Source organism: Eubacterium sp. An3 (genome assembly GCF_002159465.1).
GTDB lineage: Bacteria > Bacillota > Clostridia > Lachnospirales > Lachnospiraceae > Anaerobutyricum > Anaerobutyricum stercoris.
The window spans coordinates 1-23972 of record NZ_NFIR01000032.1 but is presented as its reverse complement, the minus strand read 5'-3'; the positions used below and the strand labels follow the sequence as shown (position 1 = coordinate 23972).

At 40.8% G+C, this 23972-nt stretch carries 22 protein-coding genes; 8 read left to right on the top strand and 14 right to left on the bottom strand.

What is annotated here, in order from left to right; genetic code table 11:
* The first annotated feature begins 280 nt into the window (after positions 1-280).
* Positions 281-532: a helix-turn-helix transcriptional regulator gene (locus B5F87_RS17415; protein WP_087283331.1), complete on the top strand. Its 252-nt coding sequence runs from the start codon at positions 281-283 to the stop codon at positions 530-532.
* A gap of 158 nt (positions 533-690) precedes the next feature.
* Here the strand turns inward: B5F87_RS17415 and B5F87_RS17410 are convergent, their stop codons facing one another.
* From B5F87_RS17410 to B5F87_RS17400, 3 genes are all read right to left on the bottom strand, one after another.
* On the bottom strand, positions 691-3687 hold the full coding sequence (locus B5F87_RS17410) for a DEAD/DEAH box helicase family protein (RefSeq protein ID WP_087283329.1): 2997 nt from the start codon (positions 3685-3687) through the stop codon (positions 691-693).
* A gap of 104 nt (positions 3688-3791) precedes the next feature.
* Entirely contained in the window at positions 3792-4943 is a 1152-nt protein-coding gene (locus tag B5F87_RS17405) for a hypothetical protein (protein ID WP_087283327.1), read from the bottom strand.
* Positions 4940-5449, bottom strand: coding sequence for a DUF4365 domain-containing protein (locus B5F87_RS17400; protein WP_087283326.1), 510 nt, complete (start codon positions 5447-5449; stop codon positions 4940-4942). Before B5F87_RS17400 ends, B5F87_RS17405 begins: the two co-directional genes overlap by 4 nt.
* A 488-nt stretch (positions 5450-5937) precedes the next feature.
* Here B5F87_RS17400 and B5F87_RS17395 point away from each other — a divergent pair, with 488 nt between their 5' ends.
* Positions 5938-7560, top strand: a complete 1623-nt coding sequence (locus B5F87_RS17395) for a hypothetical protein (protein WP_087283324.1) — start codon at positions 5938-5940, stop codon at positions 7558-7560.
* A 58-nt stretch (positions 7561-7618) separates the two neighbouring features.
* Here the strand turns inward: B5F87_RS17395 and B5F87_RS17390 are convergent, their stop codons facing one another.
* From B5F87_RS17390 to B5F87_RS17380, 3 genes are all read right to left on the bottom strand, one after another.
* Positions 7619-9256, bottom strand: coding sequence for an IS66 family transposase (locus B5F87_RS17390; RefSeq protein WP_242964563.1), 1638 nt, complete (start codon positions 9254-9256; stop codon positions 7619-7621).
* Positions 9257-9560: 304 nt separating this feature from the next.
* Positions 9561-9893 (bottom strand): IS66 family insertion sequence element accessory protein TnpB, encoded by a 333-nt coding sequence (tnpB, locus tag B5F87_RS17385; protein ID WP_087203335.1) that lies wholly within the window; start codon positions 9891-9893, stop codon positions 9561-9563.
* 14 nt (positions 9894-9907) lie between these two features.
* Positions 9908-10267, bottom strand: a complete 360-nt coding sequence (locus B5F87_RS17380) for an IS66 family insertion sequence element accessory protein TnpB (protein ID WP_242964561.1) — start codon at positions 10265-10267, stop codon at positions 9908-9910.
* Positions 10268-10599: 332 nt separating this feature from the next.
* Here B5F87_RS17380 and B5F87_RS17375 point away from each other — a divergent pair, with 332 nt between their 5' ends.
* Positions 10600-10785, top strand: coding sequence for a hypothetical protein (locus tag B5F87_RS17375; protein ID WP_087283321.1), 186 nt, complete (start codon positions 10600-10602; stop codon positions 10783-10785).
* 115 nt (positions 10786-10900) lie between these two features.
* On the opposite strand, the gene B5F87_RS17370 is transcribed toward B5F87_RS17375, so the two are convergent.
* From B5F87_RS17370 to B5F87_RS17360, 3 genes are all read right to left on the bottom strand, one after another.
* Positions 10901-12529 (bottom strand): IS66 family transposase, encoded by a 1629-nt coding sequence (locus B5F87_RS17370; RefSeq protein WP_087283319.1) that lies wholly within the window; start codon positions 12527-12529, stop codon positions 10901-10903.
* A gap of 279 nt (positions 12530-12808) precedes the next feature.
* Complete coding sequence (tnpB, locus tag B5F87_RS17365; protein WP_087283317.1) at positions 12809-13171, bottom strand: IS66 family insertion sequence element accessory protein TnpB; 363 nt, start codon at positions 13169-13171, stop codon at positions 12809-12811.
* Positions 13161-13535: a hypothetical protein gene (locus tag B5F87_RS17360; RefSeq protein ID WP_087283315.1), complete on the bottom strand. Its 375-nt coding sequence runs from the start codon at positions 13533-13535 to the stop codon at positions 13161-13163. The genes tnpB (B5F87_RS17365) and B5F87_RS17360 overlap by 11 nt, the downstream gene beginning before the upstream one ends.
* A gap of 1436 nt (positions 13536-14971) precedes the next feature.
* Between B5F87_RS17360 and B5F87_RS17350 the strand changes: the two genes are divergently transcribed.
* From B5F87_RS17350 to B5F87_RS17325, 5 genes are all read left to right on the top strand, one after another.
* The gene (locus B5F87_RS17350) at positions 14972-15325 is read left to right on the top strand and encodes a hypothetical protein (protein WP_087283311.1); all 354 of its coding nucleotides are present in this window, start codon (positions 14972-14974) and stop codon (positions 15323-15325) included.
* 374 nt (positions 15326-15699) lie between these two features.
* Entirely contained in the window at positions 15700-16020 is a 321-nt protein-coding gene (locus tag B5F87_RS17340; protein WP_087283307.1) for a hypothetical protein, read from the top strand.
* Positions 16004-16300: a hypothetical protein gene (locus tag B5F87_RS17335; protein ID WP_087283306.1), complete on the top strand. Its 297-nt coding sequence runs from the start codon at positions 16004-16006 to the stop codon at positions 16298-16300. The genes B5F87_RS17340 and B5F87_RS17335 overlap by 17 nt, the downstream gene beginning before the upstream one ends.
* 311 nt (positions 16301-16611) lie before the next feature.
* Entirely contained in the window at positions 16612-16908 is a 297-nt protein-coding gene (locus B5F87_RS17330) for an ATP-binding protein (RefSeq protein ID WP_087283304.1), read from the top strand.
* Between the two features lie 268 nt (positions 16909-17176).
* The gene (locus B5F87_RS17325) at positions 17177-17515 is read left to right on the top strand and encodes a hypothetical protein (protein WP_087283302.1); all 339 of its coding nucleotides are present in this window, start codon (positions 17177-17179) and stop codon (positions 17513-17515) included.
* 564 nt (positions 17516-18079) lie between these two features.
* Here the strand turns inward: B5F87_RS17325 and B5F87_RS17320 are convergent.
* The 5 genes from B5F87_RS17320 to B5F87_RS17295 form a co-directional block, all read right to left on the bottom strand.
* Entirely contained in the window at positions 18080-19492 is a 1413-nt protein-coding gene (locus B5F87_RS17320) for a sugar transferase (protein ID WP_087283300.1), read from the bottom strand.
* 177 nt (positions 19493-19669) lie between these two features.
* Positions 19670-21085 carry a hypothetical protein gene (locus B5F87_RS17315; protein WP_087283298.1) on the bottom strand — a complete coding sequence of 472 codons (1416 nt, stop codon included), beginning with the start codon at positions 21083-21085 and terminating at the stop codon, positions 19670-19672.
* Between the two features lie 72 nt (positions 21086-21157).
* Positions 21158-22015, bottom strand: a complete 858-nt coding sequence (gene rfbA / locus B5F87_RS17310; RefSeq protein ID WP_087283296.1) for a glucose-1-phosphate thymidylyltransferase RfbA — start codon at positions 22013-22015, stop codon at positions 21158-21160.
* Between the two features lie 153 nt (positions 22016-22168).
* Positions 22169-22642 (bottom strand): GtrA family protein, encoded by a 474-nt coding sequence (locus tag B5F87_RS17305; RefSeq protein WP_087283294.1) that lies wholly within the window; start codon positions 22640-22642, stop codon positions 22169-22171.
* Between the two features lie 982 nt (positions 22643-23624).
* Positions 23625-23972, bottom strand: a 348-nt coding sequence (locus B5F87_RS17295) for an ISAs1 family transposase (protein WP_143405276.1), incomplete at its 5' end; no start/stop codon positions are given.

Below are 23972 nucleotides of genomic sequence, written 5' to 3'. Positions count from 1 at the left end.
ATGATACTGTCATACATCATGGAGGGCCTTTCTTGTTTCCTTATTATCAAAAATGCAATCTGAATAATAAACATCTCAAATAGATCTACGTAAATGTTGATCTATCCACATCCGCTGCCGCAGGCAGCAATACTTTCCACTATTCTAAAAAAAACAAAAATTAAAAATTAATTTTCTTTGTCTCATTTTCACAACCGCCCCCATCTTTTCCTCTTACTACAATCAAACCAGAAGGTTCAAAAAACGAACCAAAACTATTGTACACAGGAGGAATGCAGATATGCCTAAACCACGAACCGAATCCGGCGAAAAAAACTTAATCAGCAAACGTCTCGTAAAGCTACGTCAAAAACATCACATGTCCCAGCGCGACTTAGCCAACAAACTGCAGCTGGCCGGCTATGACATGGACAAAAACGTCATCACCCGCATCGAGACCAACAAACGCTACGTCTCCGACCTGGAAATAAAAGCCATCGCGGAGATATTCCAGGTGTCCTATGTTTATCTGATTGACGGGGTGGAGGAGTAGGAAATAAAAAATTCTACTGCCATTGGAGGCGCAACACGCAGACAATTGGGAGCTTAATCCTGCAGAGAGTTTAGGGAATTAAGCGCAGGGAAGGAGCAGCATAAACACTGCTCCTTTCTTCAATTTCTTATTTTATTATATTGGTATTCTGGTTATTACTATTCATCCTGGCCAAATGTTAATTCCATCAACTCCGCCGCGATTTCTTTATCTCTTATACGCATGATGCTGTCTTCTATTTTTTCTTTTCCCAGCAAATGAACATTACCATACCATACTATTTCCTCGTCTATGATCGCAAAATTCTCGCAGGATTCTTCTGTCGTTTTTATAAAAAATCCTTCCTGCCACATTTCTTCATGGAGCTGCATCCAGAAAGAAGCATCGCCAAATCCGTAATTATCCGGCGCCCAGGTAACGATTGTTATTTCTACTCCAAAAATCTGTTTTTCTTTCAGCATATCTATGAGTTCGTAAACTTTCGCTCCGCTGATAACCGGACTCGATATCACAATCCTCTTATCTGCTTCCAATAAATCTTTTTCAAATATTTCTTTAAAATTTTCACCGTCAAAAATAGCGTTGGCACTTTGTTTTTCACAGTGCAGACCGCTCCAGATTTCGTATCCAATCTGGCGGTATGCCTTCAGCCGTTTCGCATACATTTTGTCAAACATCGGAATATGACTGTCAATATAATCGCAAATAATCACATTTCTTTTTCCTTCATAATCCCGGTTCAGCCGCCCTGCATACTGTTCCACCACACTCCGAAAAGAAACCGGCGTCGCCATGATAAGTGTATCAAGGCGTGGGAAATCAAATCCCTCGCCAACAAGGCTGCCCGTAGCGACCAATGCCAGCGTTTCATTTTGGGCCGTTTTCTGCAATTGATCCCGGATATATCTGTGTTCTTTTTTTGAGTTTTTTCCTGTCATGAGAAAAACCTTGTCCGCATATTTTTTCACTCTCTCATACAGCCGCTCTGAATGGTCTTTATATCTCGATAAGATTATCGGAGTTCTTCCCGCATCAATGCATTTTCTTACATCTTCCAGAATCTGTTCATCCCTTATCTCATTATTCCGGAGAATTTCATATGCTTCATTTGGATGCATTTCCTCCTTTAGTCCTCTCGGCGGAACCACTCTTGTAAATCTCGGGTATACCAAATGCGGTATTCCCTGTGCTTTTGCCTTTTCTTTTGCTGTATAACTATATCGGATCGGCCCTATTAACATATAGTTTATCTTTTCCAGACCATCTGCCCTCTTTGGCGTTGCCGTCACGCCGTATACATACTTTGCCTTTACATTTTTCAGTACATTTGCAATGGTATCAGATGCCGCATGGTGACACTCATCCACGATTACCATTCCATACTGTTCCAACAGCGGATGCCATTCTCCTTTTTTGCGCAAAGAACCAGCCATGGCGATATCAATAATACCCGTCATGGAATCATGTGCACCCTGCAGCTTCCCTATCAAGCTTTTCCGGACTCTGACGCGTCCGGTTTTCGTTTTATATTCCGGAAATTCTTCATCTATGTCAAGGAATTCCCTCAACGCTTCCTTCCACTGGTCAAGCAACGCCGATGACTCAAGGACAATCAGCGTATTTACTTTTTTCTCTCCAATAAGCGCCGCACAGAGAACTGTTTTCCCGAACGCTGTAGCCGCATGCAAAATGCCATTATCGTATTTTATCATTTCGGCCAGCGCCGGTTTCTGTTCTTCCCTCAGCTGCCCTTTAAATGTGACATTAATTGGTCTGCCGGCCTGCCGTTCATCGTTTATCTCATAAGAAATGTCCGCTTCCTGTATTTTGTCTATCAATTTGTCATACAGGCCTCTGGGAATCTCAATATAACCGCTCAGATGATCCTGACCCAGATAAATCCACTGGGAAGTGTCAAAATTCGACATCCCCATCGCCTGATTTTTATAGAAAAGCGGATTCCTCATGGCCGCAAGCCTTCTAATCTGATTCTGAATCGCCGGTTTCAAATTTAAGTTGTCTATGTAAATACCGTTAGAAAGAGTAATACTCATTTTGCCGTTCACATTTTCACGTTTAAAAATGACCTCTTTTCTCCATGGCTTTTCACGTTCTTCTGCATTTTCTCTGTGATCAGAGCCCCCATATCCCTGATCAGACGCCTCATAAACATTCGAAATCTCCCACTCTTTTATTTTTGCCTCCATAAACTCAGCGGACAGCCGCGGCTTGCTCCACAACACTTCCCACTGATTCGGATAAGCATTCCAGCTGCTGTCCACAAACGCACTGTTTCCTTCCCGCAGAGCTCTCCCCTGCAAAGGTAGCGCAATCAAATTGCCCAGCCCGCCTTCCGGAAGAGAATCCTGCATCGGCAGCATCCGGTCATAATATTTAAACGACTTGAGATTTATCTGTTCCGCACCTCTTTCCAATAAGGCAAAACCGAATCTTCGTGCCAGCGCCGCCGAAATCGGACTGTCAAAAAAGATCCACAAATGCGCACCCCTGCCGGATCTGGAGCGTTCTACCAAAGAATCTATTCCATTTAAAATACATATGGTCCGCATGGCCTCCACTTCTTCTATCCATGCATCATCTGTATTGGCAAAATCCCGTTTTTCGGCTCCCTTATCATGATTATCAAAATCATATACAAGAAAACGACACGTTCCATTCTTCAACAGCGGATACACTCCTATCACATCAGAGCCATTATAGGATTTTCCCTGCAAATGAGCGAGTATATCCTCTTTTTTTAATTGTCTATATGCCTGATACGGACAGTCCTTACAGTTCATTTTCTGACGATGCTTTTTTGGACAGACCTCTTTCCAAAAATTGTAGCACTGCGTATAATATCCCGCCTCTCCCGTGCCTTTCTTCTCACTTCTTTTGGCATAAACATCCTGCCGTCCCCAGAACCTGGCGTAAAAAAGATTCGCCATTTCCTCCGTAATCTGTTTTGGATAAATAATACGGGCACCCTGATTGGAATCATATCCCTCAGCATCCCCGGATTCCCGCATACGTTTCAGTTCCTGGACGTAAGAAATACCGGAACGCTGCAGAATGTGTTTCAATATTTGATTTTCTAACTGTAAATCATTGATCTGCTTTTGCAGCGTGGTGATATTATCGGTTGGGGGTCGCATTTATTTATTGTCCTCTTATATTTTATCTTTCTTATCAATACAGGAATTCATTATACTTTACAAAATACTCCTAAATCAGAAATAAATTTAACAACAAAAGTTTCTTAAGTAATAATTGTGAAAGAATCACATGTGATAGTTGCATTTCTCCCGCTCGTCAATTCTCCTTCAATTTCAACATAACTCCCTAAAGCATGAGCTTCTATGGCTCTTCCATAATCATCTTTTTCTAATTTTGCAGTAACTGTTCTTTTTCTATCATCCTCCCCTAAATATACAAGAGTGATTTTTCCCATCTCTCTTTTCTCGAGATCCGGCGATGATTCTAATTTTTTTACTCTTCCAACAATTCTACTTGATTTATTTCGTTTTTCCTTTAATCTAGTAATCACAGATTCTATTGGCTGGTAATAATCATGAGAAAGTTCTATTTTGTTTTGTGAGCAGGATACATTTTTTACAATAGGTGACCATTCTGCTATAAATTCAATATCTGTTCCTTCTGAATCCAGATTAAGGCCGTTCAATGCTTCATAAAAATTAGCACTGATAATCGTCTCCTCTTGTTTATTTGACGTCAGTTTATCTATATCTCCATTATCAATCTGATTTTTAATTTCTACTATATTATTGATAATGCGGGTTGTTACTTTTCTTGTTAAAGAATCGGCACATTGCTCTTCATCAGAAAAAATGCTAAGCTGTTTATATTTGGAATTTTCATCCAACTCAGCAAAAGGACAAACTACTGATACAATATAACTTCCAATTTCTGTCTGGCCAAATCGGCAATTTGAAAGAAATTTTAAAACAGAATCATCTATACGTCCTTGATGATATTTCTTCGGATGAAGTATATCTAATGCTGTTGCAGCCAATAATTTTTTTGCATTTTCATACAATCGTATTGCATCATCAAACAATATATTTCCCGGTTCAACTTCTCTTTTCTCTAGCCGTATTTTTAAAATATCAGCACTTGGATTTAATAAATATAACATTACTTGTTCAACAGATTTGTGTTCAGCTAAAGCTACGGTTTCCACCGCTTTGTACATTGCGTCTTTATAGTCACTTAAACCTTTATCCATGGGAATAGTAACCTGAAAAAAATCAAAATCTGTCTGCAATTGAAATATTTTTATATCTGTCCTTTTCCTTGGAAATACATTCCATCCTGTGTCTCTTAGATATTTTGAAAAAGCAAGCGGATTAATTTTATTAGTCATTTCTAAAAAATTTATTGAATAAATCATAGACTTCCCTCCCTTGCTATCTTTTCCAGCATGTCACAAAGCGTTTCTGAGTTCACAACATTTTTCTTGTCAAATTTAACATTTATCGTCCCAGTATTATTAGAACTTGTGTTATTTGAGAATTCATTCCAATACATACATCCTTTAATCAATAATTCTTCCGGACTCCATTTTACCCATTCATTCTTTTCCGGCGGCAAAATTAAAAGTCCTAATATTATAGGCGTTGTTGATGGAGTACATAAATCATTATAATTTTTTACTTTCAACTTATATGTTATTGTATCACCATTGTCTATATATTGAGATACTGAGGATGTACATTTTAATTGTATTCTCAATTCAGAAATAAATTTTTGATTATTACCCAATTCAATAGTTTTTCTTAAAATTCCATCCGTACTATCATCATCATGGCGAATAATCTCATACGCTACATCTGCGTAGGCACATAATACTGATATATAACTTATGCTTATATCTTCTTTTTTTATAGTTTCCTGCATAATATAGTCCTCGCATTAAAACTCTTTTTTACCTTTTCTCTTATTATAAAATTGTATCACACTGTATTCTTATTTTCTATAAGAAAGAACAAAATTCAAGGGATTCATTTATCAGTGAAAAACTTCGGATTGGGAATCTCCCCATGGAATCAAATATTCCAAATCCCATAAAATCTCTGCCTATGAGTTATCCCAGTTTTTGCTGTTGCGAGTATTGCAGGAGAAAAATCTTTTCCATTTCCTGAATTCCAAAGCAGCAGTTATGGCACAATTGTTAGTCACACAGCAATCGCATTCACCAAATACACGGTTCTGGAATGAGTAAATTTCTATCCTGTTAGCAGATATCCGCTGGGAAAGTTAAGTAAAACAAAATTAAATTATAAATTGCAAAACTTGAAATAATAGGATAAAATAAAATAAGCAATTATTATACATAAATAACATTACGAAAAAATAATAATAAAATACGGAAAGAGAACAATGATATGAATAAAAGTGAAAAAATACAAAATTTAAGAAAGGCATTTCAAACTATATTAAGGACTGATTATATATCCATATCCGATATCAATCAATTAACGACTTTAGAAAGTTACTATGTGGACTATTTTAATAATGTCCCAAAAGTTTTACAAGATCAGGACAGCTTTATTAGTGGGAGAAGAGGAACTGGAAAAACAGCACTTTTAATGCGTTGCTATTATGAGTGTTTAAAAACTGTTTCTACAAAAACACCTGGAAAAAGCATGATATTCGAAAATAAGAAGGTTTTACCCTTATATATTGATTTGAGCCAATGTAAAGATATCTTTGAACAAAATGATGAAAAAAATATTGAGCACAATTTTATTAAGTATCTTGTAAAAGAATTAAAAGAACAGTTGGCTATTATATTTGAGCAGTCTAAAATGAAAATTTTTAAAGAAAATACTTCTAAAATGGAAGAATTTGATTTTATTGCCCAAGCTTTAATTGAAGGGATTACTATTAAACGTGAGATCACCGCACAAGAACTTACTCAAAAAGAAAGACAAAAAGATGGTATTGCTTCAAATGTATCTACAGAAAAAATGGGTGTAAATATAAATTTGGAAGACGAATATGAGACAGAACTTGTAAAAAGTATATCAGAAACGACTAATTTTAATGTACAAGAATTATTAAGTGCATTGGGAGCAATACGAAGGGCTAGTAAAATTGATTCCATATATGTATTTATAGATGAATTTTCTGATTTGTCTGATGTTGAACAAAAAGAATTTTCTGAATTAATAAAGAAATTATTAGGTTCAAAGAATAATATATTCTTTAAAGTGGGAACGATTACAGATAGATATGATTTTGGTGAAAAGATCATTATTGGTAGAGACTTATTTCCTATTTTCTTAGATTTGAACGATTTTGTAGAAAAATATGGTGGAATAGTTGCGGCGATGAAACAGCTTGAGGATTTCACAACCTCATTAATAAACAAAAGATTATGTTCGTTTTGTCCAGATATCTCAATAAGTGAAGTATTTAGTGAAAAGAGTAATGAGATTATCTCGAGAATAACTAGAGAGGCAATGGGTGTACCTCGAACTATTGGTATAATTTTGCAGAACGCATTAAGTCAAATGGAATTGAATGGAAAAAGAACAAATATAACAATTAGTGATATAAATGTTGGTATTCAAGAAACAAGAAAAATATATTTTAGCCAATTTCAAGGAGCAATAAAGAAAAAAATTATTCCTGCATTCTATATGGATATGTGGAATAGTATATTACATCAAGCTTTGACCGAAAAAAATAAAAATAAAAAAGATCCAAGGCCATCAAGCCATTTTATGCTAGATCCCTTAAGAAAAAAGTATATGAATAATTTTTGTGAAAATTTTCTAATCCATTTTTTAGAAGAAAGTAGAGCGTCAAAATATGGAGGCAATTACTTATTATTTTCTATTGATTATGGTATATGTATAGAAAATAATATATTATTTGCAGAAGAGAAAGATGAGTTTACAGCAGCCAGATTTATATATAATGGTATAATCGCACAGTACGATTGCTATTTTGTTGATGAACAATTAAAGAGTTACCAATGCCCTAAGGTAAGCGCTAAATAATAAACCGGCTAGACTTTTGCTAAGTGTTCTACTATAGTTGAAACAAACTGCTCCAACTTCAATGTTTGTTTTTGATCTGACAGCTCTGCTGTATCATGTCAGACCAGGGCATCAGCTCTTCTATACCTTCGGGCTCATTTTTGTAGTCCGGCATATAGAGCAGTACGGTCTCCAGATATGCGTAGATGTTCAGATTGTTGAGTTTTGCAGTTTCTACTAAACTGTAAATGATGGAACTGGCACGGGCGCCTTTTACAGTATCGTGGAACAGGAAATTTTTCCGTCCTACCGCATAGGGGCGGGCTATATTTTCTGCGATATTGTTCGATATGGAGCACCTCCCATCCAACAGGTAGTTCTCCATATATGGCTTCTGGTTTTTCGCATAGGTCACCGCTTTGGCCAGACGGCTTCCGCCAGCTGGGTTCACGGTTTCAAGCCATGACCAGTAAGCCTCCCATATGGCAGGCTCCGTCTCAAGGCGCTTGGCTTTCCGTGTATCGGCATCCAGATCCGCATACTCCTTTTCCAGTTCGAATAACTGGTTGCAGTAATCGAAACCAATCTCTGCCGGAGTCTTATCCGGGGATTTCTTCGATTTCCCGGGAAGTGCATCATGCCAGTACCGTCTCATATGGGCAAGGCAGCCGCAGCGGATGACATCCTTCAGCTTATTGTAGCCGTTGAAGCCATCACAGGTAAGGTATCCGGAGAATCCTTTCAGGAATTCTTCCGCATGATATCCGCCCCGGCTGGGCTGGTAATCATACAGACGGATCGGCGGCAGCCCGTCATTTCCGGAGCCATACAGCCACATATAGGACTTGGACTGTGCCGTTTTCCCTTCCTCCTTCAGTACCTGGCAGGGTGTTTCATCTGCATGGATGATGTCCCTCTTCAGCAGATGCCGGTGAAGCTGTTCATACACCGGCTCCATATAATCTATGCCGCATTTGATGACCCAGTTCGCCAGTGTCGCCCTGGAAAGCTTCACTCCAAGCTGTTTCCAGTCCGCTTCCTGGCGGTATAACGGGATGCTGTTCACATATTTCTGGTACATCACGTAAGCAACCGTGGAAGGAGACGCAAGGCTGTGCTTCAGCAGCGGGCTTGGTGTTTCAGCTCCAACGATAACGGAAGCGCCGTCTTTCTTGCATTCTGGACAGCCAAGGACTTCCTGGACATACTGGATCCGTTCCACTTTTGCAGGGGTAATCCGCAGTTCCTCACGGACAACCTTTTTCCCGATGACTTCCATCGGAGTATTGCAGTAGGGGCAGTTCCTGTCCTCGTCCGGCACTGTACATGGGACTTCGATCACCGGCAGTCCTGCCAGGATCTCTTCCCTGGCAGCCTTCGGTTTCCTTGCCTGGCGGTTATAACCACGGACGGCTTCTTCCAGAGTTGGTTCCGGAACCGATGGATCCGCGGCAGCTTCTGCCTCATTGAACAGATTTATCTGCCCTGGAAATACATCCTTGTTTGATTTTTCACTGGATGACGCAAACAGCTTTTTCTTCAGATATTCGACTGTTTCATTAAGATTTGCAATCGTCTGGTTTAGCTGTGCGGTCTGCTCCTCGTGGCTTTTGGACATCTGTTCAATGGTAAGACGCTGGCTCTCTACAAGCTGCCTTAGGGATTCAATTGTCTCTTTCTGAAGCTGCAGGAGCGCTTCCATTTCTGACTGCGGCATGAAGGGACCACCTTTCTTTTTACTGGTTCCTATTATACCGGAAACTCAGCAAAAAGGCGAATTTCCCGCAGTACTGCCACCGTCATTTTAACGAAAAGAAAATGTGGATAACGGACGGATTTTACAGGTAGTTACCTGGGAAAAAATTTATGGTTTCCACATATAAATGACAATCCAGTGAGAAATAGAGCCTGTTATCCACCACCGGGGCTTTTAACTGTCCCATTATCATGTGGATAAGTCATCCGCAGTTTTTTTATCAGCCTATAAGAGCAGGAAAAAATTTCTCCCTTTTGCACAAAGATCAAAAATCCTTCTTCCTGGCCGGGCGGATCGCCTTAGGCTGATCAATAGACAGCCCTTCCAGTAACCATCGGTATTCCTGGCGGGTAAGGTTTCTTACTTCGGAAGAATCCCTGGGCCATTGAAACCGACCGTTATCCAAACGTTTATAATAGAGGCAGAATCCATCCTTTTCAAAATGAAGCGCCTTGATCCGGTCGCAGCGTCTCCCACAGAAAAGGAACAGGGAGTTACTGTATGGATCCAATTCATAGGTGTCCCGGACGATTGCCATTAACCCGTCGATGCTCTTGCGCATGTCGGTGTAGCCTGTCACCAGGAAAAATTTTGCCACACCGGACAGCTCGCCTAACAAAGTTGCCGCAGGGCAAGCAGTGTATTACGGATCACATCTGCCCCGGCCTGTTCATGGATTTCGATACGGATCCCCTGCATTTCGAGGCAGACCGATGGTGAAGAAACCGGAACGGTATCCGGATGTGATTCTGTTTCCCAAAGCGGGATCTGGACCACCTCCTGTTTCTGTGTGGCAGCAACAGAAGTTTCCGGAATCTCACAGGCTTTCTTTCGCAAAGCCTTTACGTGGTAATAAAACGTGCTGGTAGGGATTCCGTTCTGAATACACCACTGACGATCCGTAAGTCCGCTGGATCTGCACTGGCTGATCAGTTCTAACCAGTGATCCTGCGAGATTGAAGCTGTACTCATTTGATTCATCTCCTGTAAAGTTAAGAAGTTAGACTTTGGAGTAATCAGGTACAACAAAAGCAACGGTAGATATGAAGTGAAATCGCAACTTTTGTAAATCCAAGATCCGGATATGAAGTGAATTACTCCAAGTATCTGAAGTATCTCATAAAATCCGATTCATTGCTATCCGGTCGATTATTTAGCGCTTACGCCCTAAGTGTAAAAAAATATATAAAGAAGAGGAAGTTGCGCAAGCAAGAGTAAAGAGATGTTTCGAATGTGACGAGAAATTAATTGAAATTATTCACAGAGAAGTTCCAATTACAGAGGGAAATTATACGGAAGTTGAAGTGAAAATTTTAGGACTGATCGGTAGTCTAAATGAAGCAGAGGCTATGTCAGCAACTGAAATTGGCGATGCCGTAGGTTGTACTTGGCAAAAAGTATCAAATTGGTGTAGCAAAGTTCTAGGAAAGCAACAACTAATAAATGTAAAAAAAATAAATGGTAAAAATTATTACTTTGATAAAGAATAATACATTATGTATCGTAAGCGCCTAATCTCCCGTACGCATTCGTAAACGGTAGATAGCCCGTACCTGTACAAAATTGGAGCAAACCTGTATGATAGACACAGATTTGCTCCAATCTCTATTTCATTTCTCCTTTTCCGGATTTCCGGCAGTTCGCCGGCAGGTTCGGCGACCACGGGAGCAGATCCTCCAGAAATCCACGATCCTTATCATCCAGATGTTTGGGGATCTCCGTGAGAAGATGTTCAAAATATTCATACGGTTTCAGACCATTGGCTTTCGCTGTTTCTGCAATGCTATAGATCATGGCGCTGGCCTTTGCCCCTGCGACCGTATCGATCATCACCCAGTTCTTCTTACCGATACAGAATCCCCGGATCGACTGCTCGGCGGCATTATTGTCCATGGGAACTTCTCCGTCATCGAGGAACACTTTCAGGTATCTTTCCTGGTGGATGGAGTATTGGAAGCCTTCCCAGGTCTTGCTCTTCTGCGGCACTTTAGGGAGATTTTCTTTTATCCACGCGAAATAGGCCTCCACCAATGGGCGGACGCTCCACTGGCGGCGGTCCCTGCGTTCTTCTGCCGGGAGACCCTTTAACTGCTTTTCCTCCCGATAGATAGCCTGTATCATGGTCAGCGCCAGGTACGCGCGGCTGTCTTTCTGTTTTGCTTTTGGCAGGGCTTTGACCGCTTCGTCATACCGCCGTCTGGCGTGGGACCAGCATCCCGCGATCTTCAGGTCTTCCCGTTCCTTTTCGACCGTGTGGTAGACCTGATACCCATCCGTGACACAGATGCCGCTGAAACCTCTCAGGAATTCCCTGGGATGGCTGGCGCTGCGTGTCTTTTGATACTCATACAAGACGATCTGACGGCCTTCGTACATCTGTCCCGTGCGGTACACCCACATGTAGCTTTTCGCCCCGACCGGACGTCCATCCTTGTTCACCAGCACAGGGGTCTCATCCGCCTGCAGCACATGGTAACGGTACATTTTTTCATGCAGGTGGTCATAAAGGACCGCAAGATACCTCTCCGCGCACTGGATCGTCCAGTTCGCCATGTTCTGCCTGGAAATACGCAGGCCGTACCGCGCGAACTCCTGCTCCTGCCGGTAAAGCGGGACGGCATTGACGTATTTGGCGTTCATCACTGCCGCCTCCAGGGACGGGGATACCAGGCTCCCTTTTAGAAGATATCCCGGGTGCGAGGCATTCACCACTTCCTCCGTCTTTTTCCCGGCATATACTTTCACATGATGTTCCTCCACTTCCACCTTTGCCGGAGTAAAACGGTATCTGCGGTATATCTCATCGGGGAGCTGCTTCCAGCCTTCCTGTCCGAATCGTTCCTCCAGCTCCTTTTCTTCCATGGAATGTTCCACCACAACGACCGGGAGCCCTTCCAGGTCCTCTTCCCGTTTTCCCGGCTCTTTTTTCGGTCTCCGCCGGGGCGTATCGGGCGCATCCTCCCGGCAGTCATCAGGGTCTTCCGCGGAAACAGCCTCCGCCTCATTAAAAAAGACGATCTGGCCATCCACTTCCATAAAGGAGATCTGGCCATCCGTTCCGTGTCTTTCAGATGACCGACCGAAACGATGTCTTTTTAAGTCCGCCAGCTGCTCCAGCACCAGCTGGAGGTGATGGTCGATCTGCTTCAGCTGCTCCTGTTGTACCAGGAACAGCTGGATGATCGTTTCCTTGTCAAGACTGTTCAGTTTTTCTTCTGTATATTCCAAAGCCATGTCGTTTCCTCCCGGTGATCCATTGATCCCAGTATAACAGAAAACGGCAGCTTTTGCGGATCCCGCACGGGAAGCCGTCCGTCAGAATGCCTATGGCCGCAGATGCAGGAGGGCAGTCAATGGAAGCGGTCCTGCATATCTCCTTTCCTCAAAAAGAAATGCTGGAAACACATGGTATATATGGCTGATGGCCACGTCTGTGCCTGCTCCTGCTGCCGGGGATATACCGTCTGCCGCTGTGACAGCAACATCCCGGGATCTTCTCTGTTTTGCACAAAGTCATCCGATATATTCCGGAGGTTCCACCATCCGGACGGACCTCTTCGGTGTGATCGTCAGCCCCTCCATCAGCCAGCGGAACTGCTGCTTTGTCAGCTTCCGTACTTCTTCCGCATTCCTCGGCCACTGGAACTGGCTTTCCGATGATCTTTTATACAGCAGGAGCCATCCATCCCCTTCCCAGACCAAGCCCTTGATGCGGTCCGACCGTCTCCCGCAGAACAGGTACAAGGTCCCGGGGACATAGGGACTAGTCCCTGTCTTTGCTTCGATCACTGCCGCCAGACGGTCCATACCGGAACGTAAGTCGGTATAGCCACAGACGATATAGACGGCCTGGAAACAGGTGGCGTCATTCAGCATCCCGGAGCACCCTGAGCACCGTGGACAAGAGGCCTGGCGGTGTTGTTTCTGTCACACGGATCTTATAATCCCGGAGACAGATATGCAGCCCGGATTCCATGGAAGTTGTGGCGGATGGGACCTTTGCGAGAAGTCCCTGATCTACCGGGACGATCTGACCGGAAAGCTGCTCCTCGGGAAAGGACGCCAGACATGCCCGTCTTACCTGGCGGAGGCGGTAATAATAATTGGATTTTGAAATCCCGTGGATCTCACACCAATCCGATACCTTCATGCCTTCCGGACGGTTCTGGCAGTCTTTGATCTGTGCAGCCCATTCCTGGAGCCGGTACTGCGTTGCTACAACAGATGTTTCTGATCTCATAGTGTAGACTCACCTCATTTCTACGGATGGTATCAAAAGTTGAGTTTGAGACTATTGATACCCGTTCATTAGAGTTGGAGTCTAGTATCTCACATATGACTATCATTTTCGAGGTACGTACTATCTACCGTTTACGCCTAATCTGTACGACCATTACTGAAACCGAGACTGCGTCACTACAACAAATTGTGTTTCTTAATTATCTTTAATCATTTATTGCATCCCTTCTATATCCTCTAGAATCCATAGCAATTCACGTTTTTTCATAACTCTCATACCCCTACTTTTTTCTAAATATTACAGCTTCTCCCCCAATTATCTGTGAACCAAACTTTCTCTGTACAGCAATAATGCAACTAATAAATTTTTCTAATTATTGACATGTCTCCATACAGAAATTTCTTGTGTGCTTCTGTACAGTCCACGTTCATCCATAAGAAACAAAAAATTCCATTATTTGTAATATGGTCATATTTCTGGACACCTTTCTTCTTTTGGATTGTTTCCACCGTAGAACTCCAGTAAACAGCAACATCGATTTTGAGACTAAACTATTATGAATATCTTTTAAATAGTCATGATATTGGTCATCCCTTCTGCGATAATTTTTGCGGCACAGGGCCTCATAATTGCCATGAAAATACTTTGTCTCAATCTTCCTTGACAGTGCAGTTCTTTTCTGATTGTTTAGTTACTATATTTTACAGAGACATACTTATGGATAACATGGGTATCACTGTACACTTTTTTCGCTGTATTCTCCAAAGTGATCCCCTATGCGTGGCATTTTTTACGTCCTTTTTCCATCCATTCTTTCTGTAGATAGTGGCGTTCTCCCGTTATGGCTGGCTTGTATTATCCCACACATAACTATAATTTTCGAGATACGCTCTATCACTGTTTACAATACAACCAACACCTTCTTCCTCACACCATCTTCTTTATCCCTGGCACCTTTTTCAGAACCCACGCCATCCTATAGCAGATTACAAACACAATCGCACAAAAAAGCATCGCTGCTAGCATTTTATTCATCTGCCAATCATGTCGGAACACTCTCCACAGACCCGAAAGATACTTTTTCACTACCACATGCAGTAAATAGATACCGAACGTGCAGGAGCCAAGAGATGTGATAATTTTTCTTGCCACATTCGAAAAAATACGATGATCCACAAAAAACTTCACAGCTATATAAATCGCTATACACGGCAATACTATAAATGTAGAATGGACCCTTTGTGAACTATTTTCATCACATATTCCAGTGACCCTGTATATTCCAGATAAACTGACCATCCTTCACGATCAATCTGCTCACCTTTCACGGAGATTCAGATCACTGATATCGGAGAGAGGTAGCCGGCAATCAAAGTCATCCTTATAATGATTATGGCACACATTCGTGTGACTATCATTTAAGGTGGACGATGAGCATGGTAGATTATCGCGAAATTCTGAGGCTTCAGAGCCTTGGGTACAACATCACACAGATTACCGGATTGCTGCACAGCTCCCGCAACACCGTAAGAGAAGTTGAACGGCTTGCAGATCAGAAAGGAATTCGGTGGCCGCTTGGAGAAAAGGCGACAAATCCACAGCTTTATGTTCTGCTTTATCCAGAACGACAGGAAAAAGCAAATGTTTATCTGGAACCGGACTGTGCCTGGATTCACCGTGAACTAGCAAAAAAAGGAGTGAACCTGACATTGCTTTTGAAAGAATATCAGGTCAATTGCTACAATATCGGGCATGTCCCATACCAGTATATAGTATATACAGTTTTGTAACATTTACCGGGCATGGGCGAAAAAATCCAAAGCTACGATGAGGATCCATCATAAGCCCGGAGATGCCATGGAAGTGGACTGGGCAGGCGGCACACATCAAAGATCCTGTTACTGAAGAAACTGTTTCTACATACCTTTTTGTAGGGGTTCTTCCCTGCATCTGCTATGTTTACGCCGAGCTCTGCAGTGACATGAAGTCTGAAAACTGGCTGCTCTGCCATGTACATGTCTATGAGTATTTCGGAGGTGTACCCAGGCTGACGATCCCGGACAATCTCCGTACCAGTGTACTGAAAAAAACCGCATGGATACCGTCCTGAACCACAGTTATTCAGAACTCGCACCACTATGGCACCGCGGTCATTCCTGCTCGTGTGCGCCGTCCGCGGGACAAGAGCCATGCCGAGGGCAGTGTTTCCTATTCGTCTACGTGGATTCTGGCGTCACTGCGGAACGAAGCCTTCTTTTCCCTGTCCGACGCAAAAGAGCCAGTTGCTGAAAAGCTTGAAGAATTCAATGGTTATTCCTTTAAAAAGCGGGAAGGGAACCGCCGCGATGCTTATATCCGTAATGAAAAAGAATTCGTGCAGCCGCTCCCTGCCAATTCCTATGAACCGTCTCTCTGGTCGGATCAGACAGTTCTTCTTGATTATACCGTAACTGACGGATTAGACAATTATGTCTGTTCCATATGACCTGATTGGAGAATCTGTCAGCGTCCGTGTGACCCGCAATACCGTGGAAGTATTCTTCCACGGGAACCGGGTGGCTGTCCATCCGAGAGAGGCCAACCGTAAGCAGAATCCGGTCATGATAACCTCGCATATGCCGGAGAACCATCGACAGTATCTTACCTACACAAAGGATGATTTCCAGTCCTGGACTTCCACGATTGGCCCCCATACAGAAACAGTCGTCCAATCCTTCCATTTGTGGGGTTCAGACATTGCTGAAATCCCCGGTAAAGAGAGATAAGAAGACAAATCCTCTATCCACCCAAAGGACGAATCACCACCGGAGCCGCGGTTTTACCCGTGGCGCAGAACAGTTCCGAAAAGGAGGCGATGAAAAATGATCGACCTCTCAACGGTCAAAAAACTGCGTGCCCTGAGGCTTCCCGGTTTGGCTCGGAAATTGGAATCATAATTAGAAGATCCCCAGCGTTATAAGGCGCTCTCCTTTGAGAACCGTCTGCGCTTCTTGTAGATGCAGAAAGCGTTTCCCGCAGGAAGAACACCGTCCAGCGCCGGATCCATGAGGCCAGGCTCAGTGAAAACTAGGCATGTGTGGAAGCGATTGAATACTATGAAGACCGTGAGCTGGATGAAGGGCTTATCATAAATCTTGCAACCTGTGCATATATCCGTGACAACCACCACGTAGTCCTGAAGGGGGCAACGGGTACGGGAAAATCTTATATCGCAAACGCACTTGGTGTTGCCGCATGCAGGCAGCTCTATAAAGTCCGCTACGTCCATATGCCTAATCTGCTGAATGAATACGCGGTTGCCAAAAGCCTGAATACACAAAACAAGATCAAAAAGGCCTATTCCAGGTTTGACCTGCTGATCATTGACGAGTAGCTTCTCCGTCCGCTTCCCGAATCGGAAGCCTATAATCTTCTGGAACTGATCGATGCCTGTAGCCGGAGAGGAGCGCTGATCCTCTGTACCCAGTATGACGTAGACGACTAGTATTATCGCATTGACTGCGACCAGGCCAAAGATGAAGACAGCGCCATCGCTGAAGGTATTCTGAACCGCATCATTAACAATAAATACAGCATTGAGGTCAAGGGCCGCATCTCCATGAGAAAACGCCACGCATTTTCAGATGAAGGAAGCGGGGTGAATGACAATGGCTGATAACACCATCTATGACCTGTTGGATGAAGTCAACTGTGCTGATTCATGTGAAGCAGTTACCGCACTCTGTGAGTTGATCGATGAATTACTGAAGGATATCCAGCACCTTGAGCTGGAATGCATCAGTACAAGGTACCTGTTGAGCCGGTATATGGATGAGGATCAGGGGAGCCTTTTGCGCAGCGACATCCTGGAAAATTTTGGGTACCATCACTATGACAGCCCGGCATATCAGTTGTTTAAAGAACTACAATATAACGGTGGGAATCCTATGGAATTCCGCCACTATCTTGTCAAGGTACAAAAATCCTATGAAGGCGAATGACCCTGTTGGCCTTAATATATCATTGGAGCGGAGTCGTTCCGTGAAATGTTGAAATCATTCTCCAGGCGGCATAGCCGCAGATGATATCACAACACTTTTTTATTTGCTGCTCTTTGACATAATAAGGCAAACACGGAGATGAAAATCAGTAATCTCATCTCCGTGTTTACTGATCTAAATATCCGTGACAAGTGATCTATTTATCCGTGAACACTGATCTATTCATGTGTAATATACACTATAGGCTTTCTTAATATAAGACAGAATTCCTAGAGATACAGGGATAAAAACGTAGATCGCATTGTGTTTGATATAAATAATTCTGCTATACTTCTTCTCTTTGGAATCCTTACGTAATATGAATAGGCATGAATCAATCTGTACACATTTTAATGAGCAGTGGTACTTATTGACTTCTTTAATTGAATTATTGCCCAGGAACTCATTTTATATTCTCCCTTCACTAAGGGCTTTCTTTCCACATCATATCACCACACCAGATTGCTTTGTCCTGTTTTCTTTACATCTCAAGATGTTTTTGCACAATGTAAAACCTTTTTAAGACTATTTTGCTCCATCTCTCTTCAACACAACCAAAACAGTCTTAAATAAAATTTTGATATCCAAAGAAATACTCCAATTAGTAATGTATTGTGTATCTAATCTGACTACTTCCTCAAAGTCTGTAATATCATTTCTACCACTGGTCTGCCACATTCCGGTAATCCCCGGTTTGATAGAAATACGTTTTAAATGATGCATTTCATACATCTCGTATTCTTCCACTGTCGGCGGTCGCGTTCCAACCAGACTCATGTCCCCTTTCAGCACATTCCAAAACTGTGGTAATTCATCAATACTGGTATCTCTGATGAACTTACCTACTCCTTTTATAATACGAGGATCATTTTCTATTTTAAACATAAGACCCTGCATTTCATTTTTATCTAATAAATCTTTCTTGCGCTCTTCCGCATCCATATACATACTTCGAAATTTATATATTTTAAATCTTCTTCCATTCTTTCCTACCCGTTCCTGAGAAAAAAATGCAGGACCGGGATCTGCCATTTTTATCGCAGGTACAACAAAAATGCATGCAATCCCTGTCATAATAATTCCAATGAAACCTCCTACAATATCCATCGCTCTTTTTATAAAAAACTTTCCCGGTGTTGCAATCTTCATACTGGCCGTAATCACTGTTCGTCCCGAAAAGGCTTCTATATACGCTGGGCTGCCCAATCCTGTCAAACCATCCAAATCAAAATGAACCGTCAATCCTATCTGCAAAAAAATATCCATGTATTTTTCTGCCAAAAACTCTCCTGGATTTAAATGAATAAACACTTCGTCTATTACATTCTCATGAATGTATTCCATATTTTTATTCAAAACTCCAAGAACCGGATATCCAGCAATCTCTTGTCCTGTGCATTTTTTATCAGTTAATACAATACCTACAATTATATAATCAAAAAACTCACTTGAAGTCAGTTTTTCAATAATATTTTCCGCTCTTTTAAATGTCGTAATTATCAAAACCTGTCGTTTTCCTCGGTTCAGCACCATCTGTCTTCGCAAAAACAACTTCCAGGCACATCTTCCCACAAAACATAATCCTATTCCCACTGGCCAGAAAAATGTAAAGACCTCTCTGGAATAATATAAGTCTTTCATAAAAAATGTAATGGCAATAAGTGCGATCTCAACAATACTGACATGTATAACCACACCCTTAAATTCTTCCAGATAACCACGTCTTATTATTCCATGATAACTCTCACGAAACATTGCCGTACAAATACTGATGAGAGCCAAAAAAATGCCTGCCCGGCGATAATAATTCAGATTAAAGAAAAACTCCCAATTATGCCTCATGCCATAACAAAAGAAAAATGCAACTTCCAATAAAATCACATCTAAAAAAAAGAAATCAAAATGTTTACTCCACCCTTTACGATTTGTTTTATACATCTATGTCCTCCAAAAACAATTTCTCTTCTTTAGCAAAATATTATTAAAATCTTCTTAAATCTAACATAAAATCATTTGCCAAACAGGATAATCCTTATTCTGCATCCATAATAAGAAAAATTTTTTCAATTTTCTTTTCAATTTTCATTATATTTATTTTACCATACAAAACAATTTTCACTTCAATGAACTTGATTTTTCAGAAAATAATGCTCTCCATGCAAATATAATCATGAATGGATATAATGAAAATATATATCTGGATTTAATCTCCCACAAAAAATAAAACAGAAAATACCCAATAAAAAGCAAAATAATAGTGTCCCACCTTTTATCCTTTCTTACCTTAAATGCACCTATTAAAGCCATTATCGCTAAAATTAGATATTGAGCCCTCATAATAGTCTCCAGTATATTATATACTCGTGAATCAGGATTTTTTATAAAACTTGTGACAGGCGTAACATATTCAAATTTATCCAACTCATTTTCAACACCCTCGCCAAAAGCATATCTTTCAGCCTGATAAGTCCCCTCGGTCCATGTCCAGAATGTTTTTTTCACCCCGATATTCAAAATGTCTTTTATAGAATAAGATTCCAATCGATTCATTACATCAGCCATTGACCTATTTACATCATGAGAACCGTCTTGAAATCCGAATTCCTCCTTATTAATTCCCATATATAAATAGGATGCTACCGGTAAGCTTTGACTATTTCCATCTTGCAAATCATCAATTATCTCAGAACATGCAAAAACAATTCCACAAAACAAAAACATTCCTATACATATCCGTATCAATCTCCTTTTCCAGATATCTAATTTAAACATTTCCACGATACTATATGCAATCAAATAAATTACCGCTATTGGTCTAATAAAATAAGAAATTCCCAATATTATGCATGAAACTGGAAATCCGTTTTCTTTTTTTAAAAAGATATAAAATGACCATAAAGTTAATACCGTAAAAAGAAGATCTGTATAAATGTGATTTACATATAGTATCACGCTAAGAAAACTAAAAATAAATCCATAAAATATATTAGCATAATGTAAGGAGACAAATTCTTCCAATATTTTTTTAGACAAAACACCTATAATTACTATTAATATGATATTTAGTACTTTTAAAGTTAATATTGATGTAGGAAAAATATATAAAATGCAGGCGTAAATATATACACATACTAAATTATTTGGTGCATTTAAAAAATAGTTGCTGGTATTTACCTCATGAAAATTTCCATTTATTACCTGCAATGCGGCATCATAAATCTGTTCCATATCTGAAAAAGGTTTCAAAGGCACCAGCAGGACAAATGCTAGAGCTACAAACACAAATATTCCAATAATAATTTTAGAAGAAGGAACATATTTTCTCCATGTTTTATATCTTCTTAAAATAAGAAAAAGCGTCCCTCCCACAGCGATGAACAGGAAATCAGTCCATCCTGTCCGCACAAAAAAGGGAAAATCAGCATAATCATATTTAGCACGAATGAATAATGCAGCAACTATAAAACATACAAAAATACTTCCAAAAATACTTTTACAAATTTTTGAAATCAAGTTATATACCTTTTCCATTACCTCCCCACCCTTGAACACTACTTACTGTTTGAAAAACACTTAAAATAGACAAATTATTCTTTATAGTATCTATTTTAACTTCATAAGATACTGTCCATAATTTGTCATCTTGATAGCCTCACCCAGCTTGTGTACCTGCTCGAGAGTAATAAATCCCTGTCTCCACGCAAGCTCCTCCAGGCATCCTACATAACAACCTGATTTCTGTAATGCCTTCACTGTCTCCGCCGCATCCAACACACTATCCGCCGTCCCGGCATCCATCCATGTCAGTCCCCGATCGAATGGAATTACTGTAAGCTGATTTCTACGCAAATACTCCAGATTCACGTCTGTAATCTCAAACTCCCCTCTAGCTGACGGTTTCAGTCCTCTGGCAATCTCTAAAACCTGATTATCATAGAAATACAATCCCGGAATAATATAATTGGACTTTGGATTCTTCGGTTTCTCCTCAATAGATATAGCCCGTCCTTCCTCGTCAAACTCTACAACACCAAATGGGCGCGGATCATCTACATAATAACCGAATACTTTAGCACCCTGCTCATTTTCCATCGCCTGCTTCATAATCTGATCCATATTGTGGCAATGGAAAATATTATCGCCCAGCACTAAACATACACTATCATCCTCAATAAAATCATGTCCGATAACCAGCGCATCAGCAATCCCCCGAGCCACTTTCTGCACCGCATACTCAATGTGGACGCCCAGATGACTGCCGTCTCCAAGCAGATTACCAAACTCTCTCTCCTCTCCCGGCGGAATGATTACAAGAATCTCCTTAATGCCCGCCTGAAGCAAGGTAGCAATGGGATAATAAATCAACGGTTTGTCATAGACCGGCAGCAATGGTTTGCAGACCGGCTTGGTCATTGGATATAATCTTGTTCCTCTTCCTGCAGCAAGTACGATACCTTTCATTTTTACCTCCGTAAATTACGATTTTTTGTCATTTATTTAATCTGTTTACTAAGCAACTTAATTTGAATTATACTAACTCCATTGAAAAAAGCAATAATTATAATCGATAGAACTGTTTATTGAATTCTGTAATACAAAATCGCTTCTGGCATATCATTTAAAAATAAAAAGTTTGCTGCTAATGTAATTCAACAAAACAACAACAATACTTACAATAACTTTCGCCAGCCCACCATCAATACCAAACAGCATTTGATTAAGACCTAAAGCCACAACTAACGGGACTGCAATCATTTCCATTCCACCAGTAATCAGTCTGGTAGATACAAACTTTACAAATTCTGGCAAAGCCGTTTCAATCTTCCACGACTTACTATGAAAAACCCACAACTTGTTCGTGACAAAGGCAAATAGCACTGCACATACCCATGAAATTAAATTTGCAATAATGATTGTTCCGGAAAACTCCATTCCCATTATTGAAAAATGTAGCCCGCTATGTCTATTTAGTAGCACAGTACACAGACTGTAACTTCCCCAGTTCACTATTGTAGTCATACCGCCCCAGAATAAATATAAAATAATTTCCTGATATTTTTCTATGCACTTCTTAATTTGATCTAACATCTGACACTGCTTTCTCCAATCCTCTTATTTTTTTCATATACGGCACAAGATTGAATTGATAAACTCATCTTGGGTTACAAATTATGAGCAGTTTACCAAAAATGCACCAGATCAAATTTTGAGGTATAATCACTGAAACACATGGTGATTGATGTTTTCTCCTTGAATCTACCGGAATCTATCACATCTCGTTCCTGTGCTTTCTCCATAATAAAAGATTTGACTGCTCTATTATATTATCACTAAGGATAGCACAAATATCAACATAAGAAACTGCTGTTTTGGGCAGGATTCTTCTAATCAATGCTGTCCGCATCCGTCTTTATATCGATACTTACCAGGAATACCGAAGCATCTGGACATACTCCTAAAAGCACTCCGTGAGACGATAAAGGAGCTGCAGGATACCTTAATCTACAATTAGATCTGTCTTCTGCAGTCCCTGTACAGAGTCGGCTTCTTAAACGCAGTTGTCTTGATCACAGAGATGGGAATTTTAAACTTTTTTCTTCTCCAAAAAAGCTTTACACTTACTTTGGACTTGACCCTGCCATCAAATGATCCGGGCAACTCAATGACGACAAAGTCCATATATCCAAATATAGGTGGCTCCAGCCCGACCGGGCGTGTTGCTAGGGAACATCCCGAAAGATAAGAAAGCCGCATAATCACTGCAATATTCTGGATACCCAGTCCCTGACCAATCACATATCAGGGAATAATCTGTTAAGATTATCATTTTTTATTCTGTTGTAATAAATTTGGCTTTTTTCATATCACCTCTTGACATTTTCTAACTAGACTTTCAACGCTTAACTAACTAATATTAACTTCAACTCTCTATTTTCTATGAATAATTTACTACAAAATAATCTATTCTGATTATACATAATTTCCAAAAAAAATCAATGTATCCAATGTATATTTACACGACAAACGCATGAATGTGTTTCCCTACTAAATCTATCGATTTTTAAAATTTTTACAAGTTCATAAGTTCATCCAGATATTTTTCCGGATTTGTTCCTATCGCATACCGTTTCTTTTTCATGCTTAATGGACCGCGTCCCACTTCTGATATCTTCAAGATATTCAATGCCAGCTTCCTGATAATATTCAGATTATAAGCCGCCTGCTTCTCTAATGTGCGATTCCCATCTTCCCGAAATGTCACATCTAAATGCCAGTGATAACTTTCTATCATCCAATGACCGCGCACTGCTCTGGCGGTTTCTTCTATCTCTGTTGGCAGACTGCTGATAAAATATCTCTCCTCCACAGTCTCTTTCCCATCTGCTCCTGTTATGGTGTTCCGCGTCAGGATTATGCT